The 22649-nt window shown below is 40.9% G+C and carries 21 protein-coding genes; 10 read left to right on the top strand and 11 right to left on the bottom strand.

Features of this window, described 5'->3' with window-relative positions; translation table 11 throughout:
• The first annotated feature begins 95 nt into the window (after nt 1–95).
• Complete coding sequence (locus GO009_RS02455) at nt 96–356, top strand: hypothetical protein (protein ID WP_163624595.1); 261 nt, start codon at nt 96–98, stop codon at nt 354–356.
• A gap of 8 nt (nt 357–364) precedes the next feature.
• Here GO009_RS02455 and GO009_RS02460 read toward each other — a convergent pair whose 3' ends face one another.
• The 8 genes from GO009_RS02460 to GO009_RS02495 all read right to left on the bottom strand — a co-directional run bounded on the left by GO009_RS02460 (nt 365) and on the right by GO009_RS02495 (nt 6427).
• Nucleotides 365–592, bottom strand: coding sequence for a hypothetical protein (locus tag GO009_RS02460; RefSeq protein ID WP_163624597.1), 228 nt, complete (start codon nt 590–592; stop codon nt 365–367).
• The gene (locus tag GO009_RS02465) at nt 592–1731 is read right to left on the bottom strand and encodes a replication initiation factor domain-containing protein (RefSeq protein WP_163624599.1); all 1140 of its coding nucleotides are present in this window, start codon (nt 1729–1731) and stop codon (nt 592–594) included. The genes GO009_RS02460 and GO009_RS02465 overlap by 1 nt, the downstream gene beginning before the upstream one ends.
• Nucleotides 1732–1966: 235 nt before the next feature.
• The gene (locus tag GO009_RS02470) at nt 1967–2221 is read right to left on the bottom strand and encodes a hypothetical protein (RefSeq protein ID WP_163624600.1); all 255 of its coding nucleotides are present in this window, start codon (nt 2219–2221) and stop codon (nt 1967–1969) included.
• Nucleotides 2222–2223: 2 nt separating this feature from the next.
• The gene (locus GO009_RS02475) at nt 2224–2475 is read right to left on the bottom strand and encodes a hypothetical protein (protein ID WP_163624602.1); all 252 of its coding nucleotides are present in this window, start codon (nt 2473–2475) and stop codon (nt 2224–2226) included.
• A 63-nt stretch (nt 2476–2538) separates the two neighbouring features.
• A complete protein-coding gene (locus GO009_RS02480; protein ID WP_163624604.1) occupies nt 2539–2949 on the bottom strand; it encodes a hypothetical protein in 411 nt (136 codons plus the stop codon).
• A 287-nt stretch (nt 2950–3236) separates the two neighbouring features.
• Nucleotides 3237–4034, bottom strand: coding sequence for a universal stress protein (locus GO009_RS02485; protein ID WP_163624606.1), 798 nt, complete (start codon nt 4032–4034; stop codon nt 3237–3239).
• Between the two features lie 131 nt (nt 4035–4165).
• Nucleotides 4166–5536 carry an aldehyde dehydrogenase gene (locus GO009_RS02490; RefSeq protein ID WP_163624811.1) on the bottom strand — a complete coding sequence of 457 codons (1371 nt, stop codon included), beginning with the start codon at nt 5534–5536 and terminating at the stop codon, nt 4166–4168.
• A 102-nt stretch (nt 5537–5638) separates the two neighbouring features.
• Nucleotides 5639–6427 (bottom strand): hypothetical protein, encoded by a 789-nt coding sequence (locus GO009_RS02495; RefSeq protein WP_163624608.1) that lies wholly within the window; start codon nt 6425–6427, stop codon nt 5639–5641.
• Nucleotides 6428–6613: 186 nt separating this feature from the next.
• Here GO009_RS02495 and GO009_RS02500 point away from each other — a divergent pair, with 186 nt between their 5' ends.
• Both GO009_RS02500 and GO009_RS02505 read left to right on the top strand, forming a co-directional pair.
• Nucleotides 6614–7084, top strand: coding sequence for a DUF5004 domain-containing protein (locus GO009_RS02500; protein ID WP_163624609.1), 471 nt, complete (start codon nt 6614–6616; stop codon nt 7082–7084).
• A gap of 70 nt (nt 7085–7154) precedes the next feature.
• Complete coding sequence (locus GO009_RS02505; RefSeq protein WP_163624611.1) at nt 7155–7775, top strand: GntR family transcriptional regulator; 621 nt, start codon at nt 7155–7157, stop codon at nt 7773–7775.
• A gap of 21 nt (nt 7776–7796) precedes the next feature.
• On the opposite strand, the gene GO009_RS02510 is transcribed toward GO009_RS02505, so the two are convergent.
• Nucleotides 7797–8024: a hypothetical protein gene (locus GO009_RS02510; protein ID WP_163624612.1), complete on the bottom strand. Its 228-nt coding sequence runs from the start codon at nt 8022–8024 to the stop codon at nt 7797–7799.
• 413 nt (nt 8025–8437) lie between these two features.
• Nucleotides 8438–8719 (bottom strand): hypothetical protein, encoded by a 282-nt coding sequence (locus GO009_RS02515; protein ID WP_163624614.1) that lies wholly within the window; start codon nt 8717–8719, stop codon nt 8438–8440.
• A 398-nt stretch (nt 8720–9117) separates the two neighbouring features.
• Between GO009_RS02515 and GO009_RS02520 the strand changes: the two genes are divergently transcribed.
• The 7 genes from GO009_RS02520 to GO009_RS02550 all read left to right on the top strand — a co-directional run bounded on the left by GO009_RS02520 (nt 9118) and on the right by GO009_RS02550 (nt 21632).
• Nucleotides 9118–9804 (top strand): hypothetical protein, encoded by a 687-nt coding sequence (locus GO009_RS02520; RefSeq protein ID WP_163624615.1) that lies wholly within the window; start codon nt 9118–9120, stop codon nt 9802–9804.
• A 221-nt stretch (nt 9805–10025) separates the two neighbouring features.
• The gene (locus tag GO009_RS02525) at nt 10026–11483 is read left to right on the top strand and encodes a Gfo/Idh/MocA family protein (protein WP_163624617.1); all 1458 of its coding nucleotides are present in this window, start codon (nt 10026–10028) and stop codon (nt 11481–11483) included.
• Between the two features lie 686 nt (nt 11484–12169).
• Nucleotides 12170–15031, top strand: coding sequence for an excinuclease ABC subunit UvrA (gene uvrA, locus GO009_RS02530; RefSeq protein ID WP_163624619.1), 2862 nt, complete (start codon nt 12170–12172; stop codon nt 15029–15031).
• A gap of 22 nt (nt 15032–15053) precedes the next feature.
• The gene (locus tag GO009_RS02535; protein WP_163624621.1) at nt 15054–15740 is read left to right on the top strand and encodes a TIGR00730 family Rossman fold protein; all 687 of its coding nucleotides are present in this window, start codon (nt 15054–15056) and stop codon (nt 15738–15740) included.
• Entirely contained in the window at nt 15700–18585 is a 2886-nt protein-coding gene (locus GO009_RS02540; RefSeq protein WP_163624812.1) for a M1 family metallopeptidase, read from the top strand. Before GO009_RS02535 ends, GO009_RS02540 begins: the two co-directional genes overlap by 41 nt.
• A gap of 156 nt (nt 18586–18741) precedes the next feature.
• A complete protein-coding gene (locus tag GO009_RS02545; protein ID WP_163624623.1) occupies nt 18742–21150 on the top strand; it encodes a thiamine pyrophosphate-dependent enzyme in 2409 nt (802 codons plus the stop codon).
• 104 nt (nt 21151–21254) lie between these two features.
• Nucleotides 21255–21632: a DoxX family protein gene (locus GO009_RS02550; RefSeq protein ID WP_163624625.1), complete on the top strand. Its 378-nt coding sequence runs from the start codon at nt 21255–21257 to the stop codon at nt 21630–21632.
• Between the two features lie 2 nt (nt 21633–21634).
• Here the strand turns inward: GO009_RS02550 and holA are convergent, their stop codons facing one another.
• The gene (gene holA, locus GO009_RS02555) at nt 21635–22636 is read right to left on the bottom strand and encodes a DNA polymerase III subunit delta (RefSeq protein ID WP_163624627.1); all 1002 of its coding nucleotides are present in this window, start codon (nt 22634–22636) and stop codon (nt 21635–21637) included.
• Between the last annotated feature and the right edge of the window lie 13 nt (nt 22637–22649).

Below are 22649 nucleotides of genomic sequence, written 5' to 3' on the forward strand. Positions count from 1 at the left end.
ACATATAGAGTAGGGGAGTACAGGATTTAATAACACTAAGAATCGCTATGTATCACTAAGAATCACTATATTTCGCTCATTATATGTAGCAGAATATGGACAATGATATAATAAAACATCTCGAAATAGTCGTAAATGGTAAATCCTATACAGGAAATGAAATATATAATTCCCCAGAAATTTTTGAAATTGCAAGACGAAACCAAATCCTCCTACCTGTAGGTGTATTTGAAAAAGTCAAAGCGGAAGGGGGTACAATGCGATTAATTATTGCCGATGACAAAACCGTTATAAGGGGCTTAAAAAATGTAAGTCAACAATTATATCAGGAATTTTTAAAAATATACCCCGATTAATTTCTGAATTAATTTATTTTTATTTTTTCAGGGATAAAATCACACTTAACATTTACCGTGATACCCATCAATTCTGCTACGTAGTCAATTGTGACACCATCCAAACGAGCAATATCAGATAGTATCAAATAATTTCTTTTTAACCCCAAATCTTGTAAATAGCTATCATAATAAGGCTTAATATTGGTAGGATGGATTCCCAAATAGTTAGCAAACATTTTCTTAGATACTTTCATTAGGCATATAATTTAAAATCCTGTTCGTATTGTTTCAAGTCTATAATCTTGATTTTTTCCCGTTCCCGAAATTCCTGTATGTATTGCGGTACTTTCATATTGTACCACTCCCATAAATCAAACGTATCGAGAATACCACGGACGGGGAGGAGGAAACGAATATCGTGACCCGATGAAAAGTAAGAGCGCAAAAGTCCCTTAATCATACGTTGTTGGCCTATAAAGGTTTCCTTGATAGTCCGTTTGAGTTTACCGATAACGCCCCCAATCATACCAAGGAACTTTTTGACCTTAGCGAAGTCAATAATATTATAATCCTTTTCCTTGTTAACCTCAGATTTTCCTGTGTTGTGCTTCAATTCAAAATGATTTTCACGAGCCTTTTGAAATAGATTGAAAAGAAAGTTTTTACTGAATAGCGTATCTAGGGAAACATTCTCCAGTTCCCGCATGAATTTGTTGCTTAACTGGTATTCAAAACGCCAAACAGTACCGTTTAAACCGAGGTTTTTCCAGTAATCCGCTATGTATGGTTTTAAATCTCCCTTTTGCATTTCAACGGACTTGTTATAAATCCTGCAAAATCGAGAAGTACCACGTTTTCCAACCTGTACACCATTAAGGATGGTTTTTCCTTTTTGGGTAGTGGTGTAGTAGTTCACATCTTTTTGCCTTCCCTTTATCAAGAATTTACCCTCAAAAATGCCTTGGAAAAGTTGTTGCATTTCGACTTGTTCCCGCATATAATCGAGAGCCACATCGATACGGTTCACGCCCTGATAGGTCAAACCCAGCATTTCAACTACGGTTTTTACCATTTCCTTTAACTCATTGCCATCCGTTGTATAATAAAGGTGGTTTTCGAGTTGCATTTGTACCAAGTTCTTTGGAACCACAGAGGAACGAGGTTTGAACACGATTGTTCCAAATTTTTCGCCATCATAGGTAAGGTTTGCCCGATGTTCGTAAACCTTGGTGCCGTATTCAGCCAATTCAATGGTAAGGCCGTCGATACTTTCCGTTAACGGGTTTCCTTCAAGGTTCAATATCAAAAAATCCATGTTCAGACCGTACCCGTCGAGTAAGTCCCCGTTATACCTATCGGGGACGTGAACGCCTGTTTTTACTGGTGCTAGCATATTCCGAAGTATGTTAAAAGGTTAAAAAAGAAGTAAAATGTAGAGCTGATGCACACGGTCATTAGAAATGACCAAGTGAAAGCGATTTTGAAATCGCTTTTGGTTTGTGGATTGGTTTTCCAGAATCTTAATCGTAATCTCATTAGAAAGTTGTTTTAGTGTTTGCTACGCAATCACACCGCTAAAGCGGATTCGCTACGCTATTGAACCGCGGGGATGAGTAGTAGAAAAAATTTTAATTATACTTTGTGGTCAGAAAGCCGTCTTTATCCCAATAGATATAGGCAACATGAGGTTTTATCGGGTATCCTTTTCCTTTGCCCAATCTCTTGTACAGGTAAATCTTTGCATAGTAGAAATTGGGGAGACGGGAGAGGGAACGAGCCAAGTCATCAACTTTACGCCTTGAAAGCCTAAACCAATCATAGCCAGTTCTACCAGTTTCCTTTGTGCCAAATGCTACAAATGCAATTCCCTGTTTAATCCTCATATTCAAAAGACATTTCCAATCCGTTCTAAATTCCTGTTATGGCTTTCCATAGCCTTGATTATTTCGGAATCCCCAAAAATCTCCTTATGGGTTTCCGTTAGGTTGGTATTGACCATCCTCAAATACTTGTTTTGATCGTAGGGCTTAAGGGATTGAAAGAATGAATCCTCTTTATTTTCGTAGTAAATACAGGAATGCATACAATGCTCAACCTCAACCCAATACGTACAAAAAATCCATTTCGTTTTGGACATGGTTTGCCCATGCATGCATTTTCTGCATGCTGCTCCAAGATTCTCCATAAATGTTTGTGGTCGTTACAGTATATCGTGCTTCAAAAGCTTCAAATACAAATCCCTGTGAGATTTAGCGTGTAACCAAATGCTATAGTTTACCGTAGTTGTACCGTAATTAGCTTCTTTGGATGGTACAAATGGCTGTACATGGATATAATTGTCCTTTTCGTAAAATGAAAAGTCAAGTACAACGGATTTCAAATAGCGTCCATGAACGTCAGTAAATGGATGTGACAGTACCAATCTGGTACCAAGTAGCTGTGTAGCGTAATAACGCCTAGCATTCCTTTGAAAAGTGTTTAGGTCGAGAGATGTATCCCTCATTTGATAGGCCGTCTTAAACGTTAAGAGTTCTTTGCGCTCATGCTTTTTAACGATTTTCTTTAAACGGCGTTGGCGTTTAACGCCAATTGTAGTAAATTGGTCACACATAACTATGAAATTTAAGTTGAACGCACTAGAAGGCAGTMACACCAATTACTAGTGCGTTCTTTGTTAACAATCCTTGTACATCGCTAAGCGATGGTCGGAGAAAGGGCATCAAGAAAACTGGTAATTATCTTCGCCCTTTTTCCTTTTTTTTAATCGTTTCTTTTTCCTACATATTTTATCAGAATCCCGAAAAAACTGTAAGTGTCTAATTGTCAACAGTTGTACTATAATTTACATTATGTAAAATAGAATATATCAGGAAGCAAAACAATACTCCCCTAAGTCCTTTATTTCGCCAAAACCATTAATGGCACCTTTGCTTTTCTAATTACAGATTTTATAGGGCTCGGTGTAAACATAAAATTTTTGCTGCCTTTGGGAATACACAAAAGTTGCGTATTGGTGCGTGACACATAATTTACGAGGCCATCCAAGGCATTGGCTCCTTTTCTAAACTTGTACGAAACTGTTTTGTGCCAAGGATAATCATGGTTTTGGGATGTTTCTTCGGTCGAAATATCAAAATGGCGCACAGGTTTTTTACTGTCCCGTTTTAAGTCTTGTATCACTTCCAGGTTGGTTTCTGCAAGCTCTGCTCCAAAAAATCCCAAATTAATGTCCTCAAACGAATGGAATTTATCGTCCTCGCCCAAAATCAACACATTGGTGTTGTTCGTCTGGTTAATTACAAAATCCGTAATACTTTCAGAAAATATTCCCAATCTTGGCCTACGCTTGCCCAAAACTAAAATATCCGGGTTTTGGAGCGCCAAATAATCCCTGACCCTGTTTTTTACGTTGCCATACTCCAATTTATAGCCAATGGAAAGGTTTTCCTTTTCACTTATCTTGGAAATAAGTTCATTGATCTCCGCTCGTGTAGATCGATCGTCCTGGTTCAATGTTCGTATGGCGGAGAGTTGGCTATCCCCTTTAATAATGTTTGTGGTAGGTTTTACATGGAAAACCTCAATGGAGCCCTCTACCCTTTTGGCCAATTCCACGGCACTGTTCAATACAAACAAAGAATTCTTGGACATGTCCAATAAAACGGAGATGCGATATTTTTTTTGGTTCCCTTCCATAGATGTAGTTTTGATGATTCACCCTAAGATAGTACCAAAACCCTTAATATTCAATGGTTTAACGTTAGATTAAGATAAAAAATGTGATATTGCTAAAATGACCTTATAAAATTTGGTAAAACCTTGATCCATCAAAACAAGTGCTTTATTTTTTTTACCCATTTCAAAGGAATATTGTAAGGTGCATATCGCAGCGGCACATCTAACCACGTACCTCTTTTTGTCACGGATTTATGGTGCGAGAAAAGGTCAAAGGTAAATTTACCATGGTACCCCCCTATTCCCGATTGCCCTACCCCGCCAAAGGGTAAATCCTTGTTGCTGATGTGTACCACCACATCGTTAATGGTACCTCCACCAAAGGAATATTGGCCCATCAAGCGTTTTTGAAACTTTTTATTGCTGGAGAATACATAAAATGCCAAAGGGTTCGGGTATTTGGAAATATATTCCTTTAATTCATTCTCATCTTCAAAAGAAATTATGGGAAGAATGGGGCCAAATATCTCCCCGTTCATAATTGGGCTGTCCAGTTGGGGCTCGTCCACCAAAGTGGGCGAAATGTATTGCTCATCATCTATAAAATTCCCTCCAAAAAGTATTTTTTGACTTGCAAGCATAGCTTTAAGTTCTTGGTAGTGCTTGGTTGTGGCAATCCGGGCAAAATTCCCCGAGGTTTCCATTTCTTCCCCATAAAATTGGGTAATGTTTTGTTTAAGATGATCTACCAAGGAATCCTTAATGCTTTTGTGCACTAAAATATAGTCCGGGGCAATACAGGTCTGACCTGCGTTGATAAATTTACCCCAGGCAATACGTTTTGCGGCCAGTTTTACGGATGCCGTTTCGTCCACAATACAAGGATTTTTGCCGCTCAGTTCCAAAGTGACCGGTGTTAGGTGTTCCGCAGCACTTTGGTAGACAATTTTGCCCACTCGGGTGCTTCCCGTAAAAAAGATATACTCCCATTTTTCCTTTAAAAGCTGGGTGGATACCTCTACTCCACCTTCCACAACAGTTACGTATTCCGGAGGAAATACTTTTTGAATAATTTGTGCAATCATCTTGGAAGTATGCGGACTAAATTCCGATGGTTTCAAGATGGCGGTATTGCCAGCGGCCAAGGCTCCCACCAAGGGTGCAATAGCGAGCATAAACGGGTAGTTCCAAGGCGAAATAATAAGTACTTTTCCATAGGGTTCGGGTTGGATCCAGTCCTTTGATGGAAAGTTGGACAATGAAGCCCCTACGCTTTGGGGTTCGCTCCATGAGCGTACATTTTTAATAGCATGCTTGAGTTCGGCCAAAACCAATTGGGTTTCGGTGGCGAGGCTTTCGAATTTCGGTTTTTTAAAATCGGCATAAAGTGCATTGCAAATAGCATCTTCTTGATCAAGAATTTCTTGCCGTAATTTTTTGAGGTGGTATTTTCTATATGAGACTTCCTTTGTTTTCTGAGTGGCAAAAAACTCATTCTGGGCCGCTACCAAATGCTTCACGATAAATAGATTGTTTCCTTAAATATAAACAATCTAACTAGGAATTTCATTAAAATAAAAAGCACCGGTACAGACCGGTGCTTTTAAAATATATTTTAAAGACGTTTAAAGCGTCAACTCTTCTGTGGCTCCGTTCGGGTAGATGATGGTGACCATATTATCACATTCCCCATTACCAAAATCCACGGTAACGGCCAATCCATTTTTGGAAACAACCATAGTTCCGGTGGTCATGTACTGACAAGAAGCATTTCCTTGCAGGTCTTCCAAAGTTTCCACGGCATAAGTATTTCCATCCGCTTCAACGGTCCAACTGCCCGAAAGGGTAAAAATGGCACTTTCCAAGCTATCACCAAAGGTGATGCCGAATGTTTTTGTCCCATTTTCAGAAATTACAGAACCATCTTCCATTTCAACGGACATGTTGCTTACTACCGAAAAAGTAATTGAAGTTTGGTCGCTGCTCGCTGATATTTCAAAAGTTCTAGTACCGTTTATTTTGATGTTGCCCACGTAGAAATCCTGATAAGTAGCTGTGAAGGCGGTGGTCTCCCCCCCTACCTCGTAAGTAACGGTCACGGTTCCGTTTACGTTGTCCGTTCCGTTGAGCACGCAATTGTTAAAGGTTGCCACAAATCCAGTTTCAGTATATTCGGCTGAGTAGCACTCCCCGTCCTTTGCTGTGGACGTTTTGGCGGTATTTCCGGCAAAAAGCCCTGCCAATGTAGTATCGGCCGCTCCAGCAATATCGTCGGTGGTTAAAATGGTCTTTAATTCCGCTTGGGTAAGTGCTTCTCCCTCGCCAGGCTTGGCATCATCACTACAGGATTGAAAACCGATCAGTGCAAAGCTGGCAAAAGCAATCGATAAAAATCTTAGGGTAAGTTTCTTCATTTGATTCTGTATTTACCAAAAAAACGTTGCCATTTACCATTTAGTGTAGAAAGCATCGTTAAATCGATGAAATACAGCGGATATTAAAATATTATTCTTGAAATTATGTTATTTTCAACACGAAGTAAGCAAACTTTAGGCAAGCCTCGGAGGTCAAATCTCGATTATCCCGTAAATTAAGGTTCTATGAAAAAAATCAAATCACTTTCGCTATTGTTTTTAACCCTGCTCCCCGTCTTTTCTTGCAGTGATGATGGTAATGGCGATAATGGATTTTCCAGCTCAGCCCTTGTAGGTACTTGGGATTTGGTAGAAGTCAATTTAAGTGCTGCTGTGGACTTGGATGGTGATGGACAACTCTCCTCCAATCTCTTGGATGAGGAAACTTGTATTTCGGGAACCCTGGTTCTTAAAGACGACACCACCTACCAATATGAACAATCCAACTTTAACATAACGGCCATTACCAATAATCAATACTATGTGGATTGTTTTGGTACCAATTCATCAACCGGGGCCTGGGCCAGTGATGGCAACGAAATAGCTTTTCAAGGCAGCGTTACTTTGGATGTCTTACAATTGGATGGCAATAGAATTATAAAAAATGAAGATAATGAATTACCGGGAGTAGAGAGCTACGTTTATGAAAAACGGTAGTGATTTTTATTGCAGCGCGAATAATTAAAGACCCGATACTTGACTTGAAGCTATGGCCAAACAATCTATTTTGAGGGATAAAATAAAAGAGCATTTGTTGCTTCAAATTCAAAATGGAGCGTTAAAAGTGGGCAAAACCATTAACTTGGCGGCCCTTTCCAGAGATACCGGGGTCAGCGTTACCCCTATTCGCGAAGCCTTGAGTCAGTTAGAGCAGGCTCAGGTATTGCAAGCCAGACCCAATCGCGGTTTTGTAGTGGCAAAACTTTCCAAAACCGAAGTTAAGAACCTTATCGAAATCGTAGCCCAGCTAGAAGTTATGGCATTGGAGAATTCCGTGTTTAATTTTGACGAAATGGATCTTTTGAACACGCTCCAAACCAAAATGGAGAATACCGAGAGTACTGCCGAAGGACTTGCAATTCGATACAATTTCCACAATCAATTGGTACGGCATTGTACCAATAAAATTTTGTTGCAAATTTTAAAAGACCTCAAGCTAAGGCTTCATTTTTATGAGCATGATTTTATCCAAGACTTTTTGTTCTTCAAAAAACTAAGTATGCAAACCCGCTCCGTGGTCGAGGCCATCCAAGAAGATAATGTTCCTACGGCCGCCTTGATTTTACGAATGCATTGGATGTCCATTTTGGAACATATTGGAGGACAAATCCACATTAATAACGGTTGACTTTTTTATTGTTGGAGTTATTTATCTTTTAGATTTCTCACGCTCCCGCTGGTCGGTTCGAAATGACATTTTTTCTTCGTTCAATATTGATAGCTCCCCATAATCCAAGTGGATGGATTCCTGCTTTTGCAGGAACGACAAACTATCGGTTTTTTTGATAATCTTAGTCATTTCGAGCGAGCGAAGCGACGAGAAATCTCTTTTCGGGCAAGATTTCTCACGCTCCCGCTGGTCGGTTCGAAATGACATTTTTTCCTCGTTTAATATTGATAACTCCCTCATAATCCCGCAGTGGATGGATTCCTGCTTTCGCAGGAACGACAAACAATCGGTTTTTTTGACAATCTTCGTCATTTCGAGCAAGCGAAGCGACGAGAAATCTCTTTTTGGGACTAGATTTCTCACGCTCCCGCCCGTCGGTTCGAAATGACATTTTTTCCTCGTTTAACATTGATAACTCCCCATAATCCGGCAGTGGATGGATTCCTGCTTTCGCAGGAACGACAAACAATCGGTTTTTTTGACAATCTTCGTCATTTCGAGCGAGCGAAGCGACGAGAAATCTCTTTTTAGGGTTAGATTTCTCACGCTCCCGCTGGTCGGTTCGAAATGACAAAGTACTGTTATTGGGCTACAGCATACTACCTGAGTTCCCCCAATTTCTACTCCACAATCCCTTCAATACACTCCCAAAGGACTTTTAAATTGAAGAGCGCATCTTTTTCCGCTTCATCCAGAGGTTCATGGGAATGGTAAAGGACAACATCGTGTACCAATTTTAGGGATTTTACCAGATCCGGGCCATCCAAATAATCGGCAAACTCCAAGAGTTCAACTTGTTCTGGGGTAAGCATTCGGGAAATTTTGGGTGCGCTTTGAGCTTTGTCCTCGGTAATGTCCTTCTTGCAATGGGGACAATACCCTTGACCTTCTGTGTTTCGCATAACAGGAGTGGTTAAAAAAGTTAAACAAAGAGGATAGGTCACCGCGAAACACATCAAAGCTACGCCCTGATTGGTCTTCGGGACTTGCACCCGTTTGCCTACCCTTTATCTTCTATTTAAGACACGTTGAGGTTGGTGGGCGGTAGGATAAAAAGATGTGTTTCGCACTCCAAATATACATTTTATCTAGAAACGCATTGCAATTTGGCCATAAGTGGTTGATAACTTCGTGGAAACATTGGGCTTAACCTATTGATTTTGAAGGGAAAATCAGTGAACTTCGTTAGCTGTGCTGAGCTTGATTTAGTATCGGTTGATATAAATCATTAGAAACGAATCATATCTTTAACGTTGTATTTCATTTAAGAAACTCAAACGAAGAATCAGAATCAAATAATATGTGGTGGAAAAGAGTTTTGAATAATTCAAAAAATAGAAGAGTAAAACAAGACCTAAAAAGCACTGTTGACAAGTCAATTGAAATACGAAATTCTGATATTCAAACTACTCTAAAAACCTGGAATAATTTACAAACAAGTAAGATTCATAAATATGATGAGTTCTATAATGTTTGTCTTTATTCATCAGTTGTTACACGAGATATTTCGATTTTATGGAACGATTATTCATTAACAAATAATAATACCAAGAAGAATTTATATGGACGCTTGTTAAGTATGACTATTATCGAATTTCTTGATGACATTAATGGATTACTTGGAAAAAACTTACGAATTGAGCTAAAATCCAATAATATGTCTGAATTCATTAAAGAGCTTAATGAAATAAATAAGGCATTCTCAACAGTAAAAAAAGAAAATAATACGGTATTAAGACTTATAAGAAATAATTCAGCTGCGCATAAATCTAAAAACGCAAAGGATTTAATAGATTTTACAGATCAAGTTCATTTTGAAAATTTACATAAAATTTCTGTTGAAGTTTCTGAAACAAATATCAAGTTGAATGAATTAACCACAAAGATCATATATAAAATTACTGAAAGAATTAAATTAAATGTAGAGAAACTAAAAGAGAAAAGAATCGAATTAGAAAAAAACGCCATACAACACCGTGTCCTATAGTTCATTGCAGCTGAAGTGCTAAAGCGAAACAACAAACATATAAACAAAGGGTCAGTGAAAACTGAAAAGTTTGTATATAGAAATCCGCAACGTTTCATATACAAAACCAATAATGCTCCCACCTCCCCTATTTTACACATATCACAAAATCCCGCCTAGGGTTCCCTTCATTTTTTCCTATCTTGTTTAGCAATTAAAAATTAAAACATCGTAAACAAAAAATGGAAAAAAAATCCAATTCCCAAAGTAGAAGAAAGTTTGTAAAGAACACCGCGCTGGCATCCAGCGTGTTTATTGTACCGCGCCATGTTTTGGGCGGTCCCGGCTTTTTAGCGCCCAGCGACCGCTTGAACATCGCTGCCATAGGCGCTGGCGGTAAAGGCGCGAGCGACATTGCCAATGCATCCGTTAACGGTCGCGAAAATGTAGTGGCCCTCTGTGATGTCGATTTTTCCGGATCGGCAAAACGGTCGGTGGAGCGTTTTCCCAAAGCAAAACTGTTCAACGATTATCGCGAAATGCTCGATACCGTAAAAGATATCGATGCAGTCACCATAAGCACACCCGACCATGTGCACGGTCCTGCCGCTGCTTATGCCATGCAACGGGGCAAGCACGTTTATGTGCAAAAACCCATGACCCACAATATACGCGAAGCAAGAATGCTGACCCAAATGGCAAGGGACAAACAAGTGGTGACCCAGATGGGGAACCAAGGAGGGTCCAACCCGCTATTGGGCTTGGTACAAAAGTGGGTAGATTCCGGAGCTTTGGGAAGAATCACCAAAGTGGAAATATGGACCAACCGCCCCGTATGGCCACAAGGCAACGAAATGCCCAAACCCGATCCTTCCGGCAAACCCGACGACCTATTTTGGGATCTATGGTTAGGCCCCGCCCCAATGCGACCATACACGCCAAACCTTCACCCATTTAACTGGAGAGGCTGGTGGGATTATGGTACTGGAGCCTTGGGCGATGTTGGCTGCCACTTGATCGACATTCCCTACAGAACCCTAAAATTGGGATACCCTACCGCTGCAGAATGTAGCGTGGGTACGGTGTTCTCTCAAATGTGGAATCCGGATTACCATCCTGAGGGGTGTCCGCCTTCTTCGTTCATCACCTTAAATTATGAGGCTACCGACAAAACTGCCGCTCCGTTGACCATGACGTGGAGCGATGGAGGAATTAGACCATCCCATCCAGAGATTATTCCTGCCGACAGTGATATTGGAGGGCCAGGAAGTCAAAATGGGGTGCTTATCCATGGGGAACATGGCGTTATTTCCACAAACATTAACGATAGTTCGCCTTTAACACCCAAGTTATATATGAACAATGGTGTTACCGAGTTTGGCCCCGAGGTTGAGGAAATGCCCGAACCCGAGTATGGCCACCAACGCAAATGGGTGGATGCCTGCAAAGCAGGTTTTGGCAGTCAGGAACACTTGGACCTTACCTCTTCTTTTGATTACGCCGGGCCTATGACCGAAACTGTGTTGATGGGCAACCTTGCTATCCGCAGTTATATGTTACGAAGAGAAAACTCCGAGGGGAACATGGAGTTCTATGGTCGTAAAAAACTATTGTGGGACGGGGAGAACATGAACATCACCAATTTTGATGATGCCAACCAATTTGTTACCCGCACCTACCGTGAGGGATGGGAAATGTGATAATCAAATTTGAATGTCCGCAATGTGTCATAATATTACCAACGTCACCCTGAACTTGATTCAGGGTCACATAAAAATGCTCATATTCAGCAGGATGAGATGTTGAAACAAGTTCAACATGACGCCAAAAACACCATTATGACATTAAACGGACAATCAGATAATCAAAAAATAAATTAAGGATACCCTTTTTTTATCCACATTTGTAAATTCAATCGAGAATTAGAGTTTTAAGGCCGCGTATTGCGGCCTTTTGCTTTTGAAGAGTTCGATTCCTCCTGCTTACTACGTCATTTCGATATAAGATGCAAAGCATCGATTGAGAAATCTCACCATGCAAATTAGATTTCTTACTCTCCCGCCGGTCGGTTCGAAATGACAAGGTTGACTCGAAAGAATCACAAACATGGTGGCACCTTTCTCCATTGCGTCATATCGAGCGAGCGAAGCAACGAGAAATTCCTCAAGTGTCATTCCGTGTTTGATATGGAATCCAGTGCCGTTTGTCACATCACTTATTTTCAACTTGGTTCAATGACCGTAGCTCAGGGACGGGAACCAAATCGTTATTACATAAATGACTGTTTCTAAACGCAATAATAATCCATCGACCAACAAAAAACGAAAACAAAGGCCCACTTCCTTTTTACATCCCAAATCGCTACATTTGAGGTTTGCTATGATTTATGATCAATTACGAAGAACATATTGAGGTTAAGGGCGCAAGGGTCCATAATCTCAAAAATATAGATGTCACCATTCCGCGAGAAAAGCTTGTTGTAATCACAGGGCTTTCGGGCAGTGGGAAATCTTCCCTAGCCTTCGATACCATTTATGCGGAGGGGCAACGTAGGTACATTGAAACCTTTTCGGCCTACGCCAGACAGTTTTTGGGTGGATTGGAACGTCCCGATGTGGATAAAATTGATGGACTTTCCCCCGTAATCGCCATTGAACAGAAAACCACATCAAAATCGCCACGCTCCACGGTGGGAACCATCACCGAGGTTTATGACTTCCTTCGATTGTTGTTTGCCAGAGCCGGTGACGCCTACAGTTACAATACGGGCGAAAAAATGGTAAGCTACAGCGATGAACAGATCAAGGATTTGATTATTGAAACCTACCGCGATAAAAAAATCAATGTGCTTGCTCCTGCCATAAAATCACGTAAAGGACATTACCGAGAACTTTTTGAGCAGATTGCAAAGCAAGGTTTTGTGAAAGTGCGGGTCGATGGTGAGATTACCGACATTACGAAGGGTATGAAAGTTGATCGCTACAAAACCCATGATATTGAAATTGTTATCGACCGCTTGAAGGTTGGCGATACTGAAGATTTCCATAAACGGCTAAGTGAAACCATTAATACCGCCATGTACAGTGGGGACAATGTGCTCATGGTCCTAGAGGAAGGCGAAACGACTCCCCGATATTTCAGTAGGGATTTAATGTGTCCGTCATCGGGCATCTCCTACCCCACTCCCGAACCCAACACGTTTTCCTTTAACTCTCCAAAAGGCATGTGTCCCGAATGTAGCGGACTGGGCCATGTGTTTCAGGTCAACGAGAATAAAATCATCCCGAACAAAAAAGTATCCATTAAATCCGGTGGACTTGCCCCTTTGGGAGAATTCAAGAAATCCTGGGCCTTCAAACAACTGGAAACCATTGCACAACGCTACAATTTTGAGCTAACGGATGCCATTGAAAAGATTCCACAAGAGGCCATGAATGTTATTTTAAACGGTGGCAAAGAGAGTTTTGAGGTGGATTCCAAAAGTCTGGGCGTAAAAAGGCAGTACAAAATTGATTACGAAGGCATTTCCAACTTCATCAAAACCCAATACGAAGAAGCCAATTCAACATCCATAAAGCGATGGGCCAAGGATTACATGGACAAAGTGGAATGTCCCGCTTGTGAAGGTTCCCGGTTGCGTAAAGAGTCACTCTATTTTAAAATAGATGGGAAGAACATTGCCGAGCTTGCCCAAATGGACATCGCCGAGCTCGCCAATTTCTTCAAACATTTGGAAGATACATTGGAAGGCAACCAGAAGAAAATTGCGGAGGAAATCATAAAGGAAATCAAAGCCCGTGTTGGTTTTTTGTTGGATGTGGGGCTTGATTATCTCTCCTTGAACCGAAGCTCCAAATCCTTGTCAGGTGGCGAGGCACAACGTATACGATTGGCAACACAAATAGGTTCGCAATTGGTAGGTGTGCTCTACATTTTGGATGAACCCAGTATTGGTCTCCACCAGCGAGACAACGAACGTTTGATTCATTCGCTGGAAGCACTTCGCGATATCGGCAACTCGGTTATTGTGGTGGAACACGACCGCGATATGATAGAATGTGCGGACCACGTCATCGATATTGGTCCAAAAGCCGGAAAACACGGTGGGGAAATCATTTCCGAAGGCAGTCCCAAGGAATTGATAGATCATCATACCATAACGGCACAATATATTACCGGGGAAATGGAGATTCCCGTTCCAGCAAAACGACGCAAAGGAACAGGTAAAAAAATTACACTTTCCGGCTGTACGGGCAATAATCTTAAGAATATTACCGTGGATTTCCCTTTGGGAAAAATGATTGGGGTCACAGGTGTATCGGGCAGTGGTAAATCCACCTTGGTCAACGAGACCCTCTACCCTATCATGAACGCTCATTATTTCAACGGCGTTAAAAAACCGATGCCGTATAAAAAAATCAAGGGGTTGGAGCATATCGACAAGGTTATCGACATCAACCAATCGCCTATTGGACGTACGCCACGATCAAATCCAGCCACCTACACAGGCGTTTTTAGTGAAATACGTTCACTTTTTGCCAAAACTACCGAAGCTACCATTCGCGGCTATAAACCTGGTCGCTTCAGTTTTAATGTGGCTGGGGGAAGATGCGAAACCTGTCAAGGTGGTGGACTCAAAGTCATAGAAATGAACTTTTTGCCCGATGTGTACGTAGAATGTGAGACCTGTAATGGTAAAAGATTCAATCGGGAGACTTTGGAAATAAGGTACAAGGGGAAGTCCATTGCAGATGTTTTGGAAATGACCATCAACGAAGCAGTGGATTTCTTTGAGAATATTCCAAAAATTCATCGTAAACTTAAGACAATAAAAGATGTAGGTTTGGGTTATATATCATTGGGGCAGCAATCCACTACCCTCTCTGGTGGAGAGGCCCAACGCGTAAAATTGGCTACGGAACTCTCCAAAAGAGATACTGGAAACACATTTTACATCCTCGACGAACCGACAACAGGCTTACATTTTGAAGATATCCGAGTGCTAATGGAGGTACTTGATCGCTTGGTGGACAAAGGCAACACTATTTTGGTGATAGAACACAATATGGATGTTATCAAAATGATGGACCACATTATCGACATTGGTTACGAAGGTGGCAGAGGCGGTGGAATGGTTGTAGCAACAGGTACCCCTGAAGAAGTCGCCAAGGATAAAAAGAGCTATACAGCTAAGTTTTTAAAGAAAGAATTGGACAATACAAAGCAAAAAATTAAACGTGCAGTTTAAAAAATACTGAAGAACAATGCATATGCGAAGAGAAAAACATTCCAAAGGATGGAATGAGATAAAGACAAACGATTCATGGGCCATTTTTAAAATTATGGGCGAGTTTGTCAACGGATTTGAAAAAATGAGTGTTATAGGCCCTTGTGTCTCCGTTTTTGGTTCGGCAAGGGTACGTGAAGGACATCCTTACTACGATTTGGCGGTAAAAATATCCCAAAAGATTGCCGAAGCCGGTTATGGTGTCATTACTGGTGGAGGGCCCGGAATTATGGAAGCGGGCAACAAAGGTGCAAACTTGGCAGGAGGTACTTCCGTTGGATTGAACATTGACCTGCCTTTTGAGCAACACGACAATCCTTACATTGACGATGACAAAAGCCTTGATTTTGATTATTTCTTTGTTAGAAAAGTAATGTTTGTAAAATATTCCCAAGGCTTTGTGGTAATGCCGGGCGGGTTTGGGACCTTGGATGAATTTTTTGAGGCACTTACCCTTATACAAACACACAAAATACATACATTCCCAATTATACTTGTTGGTACGGAGTTCTGGAAAGGACTTATGGATTGGATCAAGAATACCCTGGTCGAGGCTGGCAACATTAGCGAAAAAGACCTGGATTTAATCAAATTAGTGGACACCGAGGATGAAGTTGTCGAAATTATTGATGCCTTTTACAAGGGCAGAACCCTTAGTCCAAATTTTTAATCTTGTTGTATTGATCAACCATCGGGTATTACTTAGCATTTCGCTGCTTGTTATAATGGTGTGTCCCAAACTTTGGGGACAGCACAAAAATGAAATAGTGGCCACACTCGATGGACCCACCAACCAAATACGGATTCGGCAACATTTCACCTATGTCAACCAATCGAAAAGGGGACTGTCCACATTGTATTTTAACGATTGGAACCATGCCTATTCCAACAAAAACACAGCACTGGCCAAACGGTTTGCGGAAGAATTCAACCGAAGCCTTCATTTGGCAAAAGACAGGGAACGTGGCAAAACCACCATTAAAACTATTGTGGATGACAACTACGCTGGTTTGGATTGGAAACGGGAGGGGAATTCGGATATCATTTCCGTTACGCTGAACGAAGTCCTAAAACCCAGTGAATCCATTCAGTTGTTTTTTACCTACACCATTAAATTGCCCAGTGCCAAGTTTACGGGTTACGGACGCACCGATAACCTTGGCTACAACTTACAGAATTGGTACTTGACCCCAGCAGTTTTTGATGGCGACTGGAAATTGTACAACAACATAAACCTTGACGACCTCTATACGGATATTACGGAGACCCGAATCAATTTTACCTTCCCAGAGCAATTGTTTTTGGCATCAAACTACCGAATGTCCAGTATTGCTAGTTTTCCGGGAGGACAACATGTACAACTTATTGGCGACAAAAGAAAAAACTGTGAAATCATTCTCACCATTGATGAAAGGTTCACCAAACATGTTACGGATTACCTCACCATCACAACAGATATTGAATCGAATAAGTACGAGGAAATATCCCAAGGAATATCCATTATAAAAATTGCACAATTTCTTCATGAAAACCTAGGGAAATACCCGCATGATAATCTTCTGGTGAGTGAATTCGATTATAATAGATCTCCATTATACGGAATCAGTCAGCTACCATCTTTTATAAGGCCATACGAAGAACAGTTTCAATTTGAGATGAAGTTTTTGAAGACGGCCATTCGCAATTATTTAAAGGAGTCCTTATACCTAGATCCACGAAAGGAACGATGGGTGAACGATGCGATTGGATACTATTTAATGATCAAATATGTGGAAGAGCATTACCCTGATCAAAAGCTGATAGGCAAACTTTCCAAAATCTGGGGATTAAAAAACTTCCATTTGGCACAAATGGATTTTAACGAGCAGTATTCCCTGTTCAGTATGCTATCGGCTCGTAAAAACATAGACCAAGCACTAACAACTTCCAACGATTCCCTGATCAAGTTTAACCAAAAAATTGCCAACGGATACAAAGCTGGTCTTGGCATGTCCTATCTGTCCGCTTATTTGGGTGAAAAGAAAATTGACAGCACGGTGCTGGATTTCTTCAAAAATTACAAACAAAAACAGTTTGTATCGGCCACTGATTTTAGAAAAACCATCGAAAAGTATGCGGACAAGGAAGTGGATTGGTTTTTTGATGAATACGTGTCCACGGACAAAAAAATTGATTATAAAATCAAAAATGTTGATAAGACAGAGGACTCCATCACCTTTGTACTTAAAAATAAAAGGGGGACCAACGTACCCATCTCTGTTTTTGGACTCGAAAAGGACTCTGTAGTGTCTCATTATTGGTTCACGGATATAGATACCACAAAAACTTTTACCATTCCTCGAAAGAGTGAAGATCGTTTGGTGCTCAACTATGATCAAAAAATCCCTGAGTTCAACCAGCGTGATAACTGGAAGACACTGAACGGTTGGCTATCCAGCAACAAAAAGCTAAAGTTCCAATTCTTCAAGGATACCGAAGATCCGTACTACAATCAGGTTTTTTATGTTCCCATTGCAAACTTTAACCTATACGACGGTATAACGCCCGGACTAAGACTCTACAACAAAACTTTTTTGGAAAGACAGTTCCAGTACGATATATCGCCCACATACTCCTTTTTAGAAAAAACCCTGGTGGGAAAAGTTGGTTTCAGGTACCGCAAGTATCATAAAAAAACAGGACTGTACGTTACCAATTATTCGTTTTCGGCATCGTCTTCGCATTTTCAGGAAAACTCTAGGTTTTCCACATTGACGCCTGCCGTGAGTTTTGGGTGGCGACCCGAGGATTTGCTTTCCAACAGAAGACAATATTTGCTATTAAGGTACAGGAGTGTTTTTAGAAGTATAGACGATAATCTTGTGGGCGAATTGGACACTGATCCAGATTACAGTGTTATGAACGTTAGATATACCGATGTGGACAACAATATACTTAACTATTCCTCTTGGTCGGTAGATGCCCAACATTCCAGTGAATTTACCAAACTAGCTTTTGAATTGGAATACCGAAAATTGTTTCAAAGTAACAGACAATTGAACGTAAGGTTTTACGCAGGTAAGTTTTTACGCAACAAAACAGAGTCCAACTTTTTTAGCTTTGCCCTGGACAGGCCCACAGATTATATGTACGACCTGGCCTATTTGGGAAGATCGGAAGATTCTGGACTATACAGCCAACAAGTTATTATTGCCGAAGGCGGGTTTAAATCAAAACTGGAGAACCCGTTTGCCAACGACTGGATAGCCACCACAAATGCCAGCACCAACATTTGGAGATGGATAGAAGCATATGGCGATCTTGGTTTTATAAAAAACAAAGGAGATAATGCCCGCTTTGTTTATGATTCTGGAATACGGCTAAATTTGGTTACCGATTATTTTGAACTTTATTTTCCCGTATATTCAAATAGAGGTTGGGAAATTGCTCAAAACGATTATGAGGAACGTATTCGTTTTGTTGTGACCATAAGCCCTAGAACCTTGATTGGGTTGTTTACAAGAAAGTGGTTTTAATTATTGATTTGATAATTTACAGTTCAAAAAGCATGCTTAAATTAACGAATTTTTAATTTAAAAAGTTTATTTTGAATTATCGGTAATTTATTAACCCCAAAACATATTGCTATTTTGATGGTTTTTTAGTAATTTCGCAGAAATCATGAACGATCTATGAAACCTAACCCAAGTACAAGTAGCGACATTTCCTTTGACGATTTCAAATCTCAGATTCTTCAAGATTATGAGACAGCTGTCACCAGCAGGGAATGTAGTGTAATGGGAAGGCGGGAAGTACTTTCCGGGAAAGCCAAGTTCGGAATCTTCGGTGACGGAAAGGAACTTCCACAGTTGGCCATGGCAAGGGCATTTCAAGATGGTGATTTTAGAAGCGGATATTACCGTGACCAGACCTTTATGATGGCATTGGGTTATTTAAGTCCAAAAGCCTTTTTTCATGGACTTTATGCCACTACCGACTTGGAAAAAGAGCCCATGAGTGCCGGAAGGCAAATGGGCGGCCATTTTGTGACCCATAGTTTAAATGAAGATGGTTCATGGAAGAACCTAACAGAACAAAAAAACAGCAGCGCAGATATTTCTTGTACAGCAGGCCAAATGCCCCGTTTGCTCGGTTTGGCCCAAGCCTCTAAAATATATCGTAACATTGAAGGAATTGATCGGACCAACTTCTCCAAAAATGGAGATGAAGTAGCCTGGGGGACCATAGGTAACGCCAGTACCAGCGAGGGACATTTTTTTGAAACAATGAATGCCGCCGGGGTAATGCAAGTGCCCATGGTTATCTGTATTTGGGATGATGAATACGGTATTTCCGTGCCATCGGAATACCACACCACCAAAGGTGACATCTCCGAAGCCCTTAGCGGATTGCAACGTGATGACGATAAAAAAGGCTTTGAAATATTAAAAGTAAAGGGCTGGGATTACACCGCCCTGATCCATGCTTTTGAAAATGCCTCGGATATTGCCAGGGAAGGGCATGTGCCCGTACTTATCCACGTAACAGAGCTTACCCAACCTCAAGGGCACTCCACTTCGGGCTCGCACGAAAGATACAAGTCCTCCGAGCGTTTGGAATGGGAGCGGGAAAATGATTGCAACAAGCGTTTTAGAGAATGGATTCTTGAGAACGGCATAAGTACCGAAGAGGATCTTAAAAAAGTGGAGCGTGAAATAAAACATAAAGTACGTGCCGCCAAAAAAGAAGCATGGTCCGAGTTTTTAAAACCACAATTGGCCGCTAAAAAAGAACTGGTGCCCCTACTTGACAAGGCAGCGAGCCAGAGTCCAAATCGGGCTTTTATAAACAAGTTGAAAAACGACTTAATTGCCATCGAGGAACCCTTGAAAAAGGATTTAGCTTCCAAATCCAGACAAGCACTTCGTTACCTTTTGGGGGAATCTACGCCAGAGAAAAAACAGCTTCAACAATGGGTGGATGATTTCTTGACAACCAACGAACCACAATATAGCTCACATCTGTATAACGAACTTGGCAATAAAGCCACCAAAGTGAAACAGGTACTCCCCTCCTATTCCAATGAGGACGAGGTGGATGGAAGAATCATTTTAAGGGACAATTTTGATGCCCTTTTCACGAAGTACCCAGAAGCTTTGGTATTTGGTGAGGATACTGGGAATATTGGAGATGTAAACCAAGGGCTTGAAGGGCTTCAAAAGAAATATGGAAAATTAAGGGTTGCCGATACGGGAATACGAGAAACTACCATAATAGGCCAAGGAATTGGAATGGCCCTACGTGGGTTGCGCCCCATTGCCGAAATACAATATTTGGATTATATTCTTTACGCCATCCAAACATTGAGCGACGATTTAGCCACCCTAATGTACCGAACTGTTGGAAAACAAAAGGCTCCACTTATTGTACGTACCAGGGGACACCGTTTGGAAGGAATATGGCACTCTGGATCGCCCATGGGCGGATTGATCAATTTGTTACGGGGAATGTACATTTTGGTCCCAAGAAACATGACACAGGCCGCAGGTTTCTATAACACACTTATGAAAAGTGACGAACCTGCCTTGATTATCGAAAGCCTGAACGGGTATCGTTTAAAAGAAAAGAAACCTTCTAATTTAGGTGAGTTTTGCACACCAATCGGTAAAGTAGAAACCCTAAAAGAAGGAACGGACATTACGTTGCTATCCTACGGTTCCACCCTTAGGATCGTGGAAAAAGTTGCCAACGACCTTTTGGAAGTAGGTATAGATGCTGAAGTGATCGATGCACAATCATTGCTTCCGTTCGATTTGGAACATGATGTGGTAAAAAGTCTACAAAAAACCAACAGGTTCTTGGTAATCGATGAAGATGTTCCCGGTGGATGTTCTGCCTATTTATTGCAAGAAGTGGTTGAAAAACAAGGAGGCTACCGTTATTTGGACAGTGCTCCGCAAACATTGTCGGCAAAAGCACACCGTCCAGCTTACGCATCGGATGGGGATTACTTTTCCAAACCCAATGCCGAGGATATTTTTGAGAAAGTTTACCAAATCATGCACGAATCCGACCCGAAATCCTACCCAGTGCTTAGGTAATGTTTTGGGCACAGATCAATCCAAAAACACTTTTCGTCAATTATTGTTACGTTTTTTAAAACATAATTTATACATTCACGTGGATTAAAAATTTTTCCCCAAGAATGAAAAACAATACTTTGATACACCTAGGGCTTGCTTTGCTAAGAATTGTTCCTTCTGCATTTATGCTAACCCACGGCTACCCTAAACTTATGAACCTTATCAACGGTAACACGGAATTTGCCAATCCTTTTGGCATTGGTCAAGCCCCGTCTCTTTTTTTGGCCGTTGTTGGTGAATTTATCTGTCCACTTTTGATCATTATAGGTTTTAAAACCAGATGGGCCGCTATACCTACCGCAATAACCATGTTTGTTGCAGGTTTTATGATCCACGGAGCTGATCCATTCGGAAAAAAGGAGATGGCTTTACTTTACCTAACCATATTTGTGGTCATCATGCTATTGGGTCCCGGTAAATATAGTGTGGACAAAAGGTAATCCTAAATTATTTCGGAAAGGAGTTCTTTTAATAAGTCAGCTTGTGTCATGTTGCTGGCCCCTACCCCTTTGCCTTTTAAATCCAATGTCCTTAGACTGGAGATAATACCGCTCACCCTTTTCATAGGGTAGTTTTTTGCGGCCACTACGTATTCGTTCACAAAGTATGGATTTACTCCCAAGGCTTTGGCCACATTACCTGGAGAATGGTCTTTAAGCCCATGATACTGCAACAACTGCGTAAAAAATGTGTTCAACAGTGTAACCGTTACCACAAATGGGTTGTCCTTTGGATTTTGGGCAAAGTAGTCCATAATTTGGGACACTTTTTTTACGTTGCGTTCACCAATTGCCTTTTTCAGCTCAAAATTGTTGAAATCCTTGCTGATGCCAATATGCTCCTCTATCAAATCAGGTGTGATTTCGGTAGTTGGGGGCACCACCAAGGTCAATTTATCGAGCTCGTTGCTGATTTTGCTCAAGTCCGTCCCCAAAAACTCCACGAGCATCACGCAAGATTTTGGTGATATCTTATATTTTTTGCTGGCCAAAGTTCTCCTTATCCAATCTGCAACTTGGTTATCGTAAAGCTTTTTACTTTCAAAAAGTTCCCCACTCCTTTTTATGGTCTTGTAGAGCTTTTTACGCTTATCCAATTTTTTATATTTGTAACAAAGCACCAAAATCGTTGTCGGCTGCGGATTCTCGGCGTAAGAAACAAGGTTTTCGATGGTTCTGGAAAGGTGCTGTGCCTCTTTAACTATAACAACTTGGTGCTGAGCCATCATCGGAAATCGCTTGGCATTGGCTACTATTTCATCAACAGAGGTCTCTTTGCCATAAAGCACCATTTGGTTAAACCCCTTTTCATCTTCCGTAAGAACATTTTCGGCTATGTACTGGGAAATACGGTCAATATAGTAAGGCTCCTCCCCCATCAAAAAATAAATAGGTTTTGGGTTTCCCTTATTGATTTCCGATACAATCTCTTTTACTTTGTCCATTCAATTTATATCA

It is taken from the genome of Allomuricauda sp. TY007 (assembly GCF_010468565.1).
Taxonomy (GTDB): Bacteria; Bacteroidota; Bacteroidia; order Flavobacteriales; family Flavobacteriaceae; genus Flagellimonas.

What these genes read in the sequence shown, in the direction of transcription:
- holA (WP_163624627.1), bottom strand. Translation starts at nt 22,636, where the DNA reads ATGGACAAAGTAAAAGAGATTGTATCGGAAATCAATAAGGGAAACCCA.
- GO009_RS02500 (WP_163624609.1), top strand. Translation starts at nt 6,614, where the DNA reads ATGAAAAAAATCAAATCACTTTCGCTATTGTTTTTAACCCTGCTCCCC.
- GO009_RS02520 (WP_163624615.1), top strand. Translation starts at nt 9,118, where the DNA reads ATGTGGTGGAAAAGAGTTTTGAATAATTCAAAAAATAGAAGAGTAAAA.
- GO009_RS02515 (WP_163624614.1), bottom strand. Translation starts at nt 8,719, where the DNA reads ATGCGAAACACAGAAGGTCAAGGGTATTGTCCCCATTGCAAGAAGGAC.
- GO009_RS02535 (WP_163624621.1), top strand. Translation starts at nt 15,054, where the DNA reads ATGCGAAGAGAAAAACATTCCAAAGGATGGAATGAGATAAAGACAAAC.
- GO009_RS02550 (WP_163624625.1), top strand. Translation starts at nt 21,255, where the DNA reads ATGAAAAACAATACTTTGATACACCTAGGGCTTGCTTTGCTAAGAATT.
- GO009_RS02480 (WP_163624604.1), bottom strand. Translation starts at nt 2,949, where the DNA reads ATGTGTGACCAATTTACTACAATTGGCGTTAAACGCCAACGCCGTTTA.
- GO009_RS02510 (WP_163624612.1), bottom strand. Translation starts at nt 8,024, where the DNA reads ATGTCATTTCGAACCGACCAGCGGGAGCGTGAGAAATCTTGCCCGAAA.
- GO009_RS02475 (WP_163624602.1), bottom strand. Translation starts at nt 2,475, where the DNA reads ATGTCCAAAACGAAATGGATTTTTTGTACGTATTGGGTTGAGGTTGAG.
- uvrA (WP_163624619.1), top strand. Translation starts at nt 12,170, where the DNA reads ATGATCAATTACGAAGAACATATTGAGGTTAAGGGCGCAAGGGTCCAT.
- GO009_RS02525 (WP_163624617.1), top strand. Translation starts at nt 10,026, where the DNA reads ATGGAAAAAAAATCCAATTCCCAAAGTAGAAGAAAGTTTGTAAAGAAC.
- GO009_RS02485 (WP_163624606.1), bottom strand. Translation starts at nt 4,034, where the DNA reads ATGGAAGGGAACCAAAAAAAATATCGCATCTCCGTTTTATTGGACATG.
- GO009_RS02470 (WP_163624600.1), bottom strand. Translation starts at nt 2,221, where the DNA reads ATGAGGATTAAACAGGGAATTGCATTTGTAGCATTTGGCACAAAGGAA.
- GO009_RS02465 (WP_163624599.1), bottom strand. Translation starts at nt 1,731, where the DNA reads ATGCTAGCACCAGTAAAAACAGGCGTTCACGTCCCCGATAGGTATAAC.
- GO009_RS02545 (WP_163624623.1), top strand. Translation starts at nt 18,742, where the DNA reads ATGAAACCTAACCCAAGTACAAGTAGCGACATTTCCTTTGACGATTTC.
- GO009_RS02540 (WP_163624812.1), top strand. Translation starts at nt 15,700, where the DNA reads ATGCCTTTTACAAGGGCAGAACCCTTAGTCCAAATTTTTAATCTTGTT.
- GO009_RS02495 (WP_163624608.1), bottom strand. Translation starts at nt 6,427, where the DNA reads ATGAAGAAACTTACCCTAAGATTTTTATCGATTGCTTTTGCCAGCTTT.
- GO009_RS02455 (WP_163624595.1), top strand. Translation starts at nt 96, where the DNA reads ATGGACAATGATATAATAAAACATCTCGAAATAGTCGTAAATGGTAAA.
- GO009_RS02460 (WP_163624597.1), bottom strand. Translation starts at nt 592, where the DNA reads ATGAAAGTATCTAAGAAAATGTTTGCTAACTATTTGGGAATCCATCCT.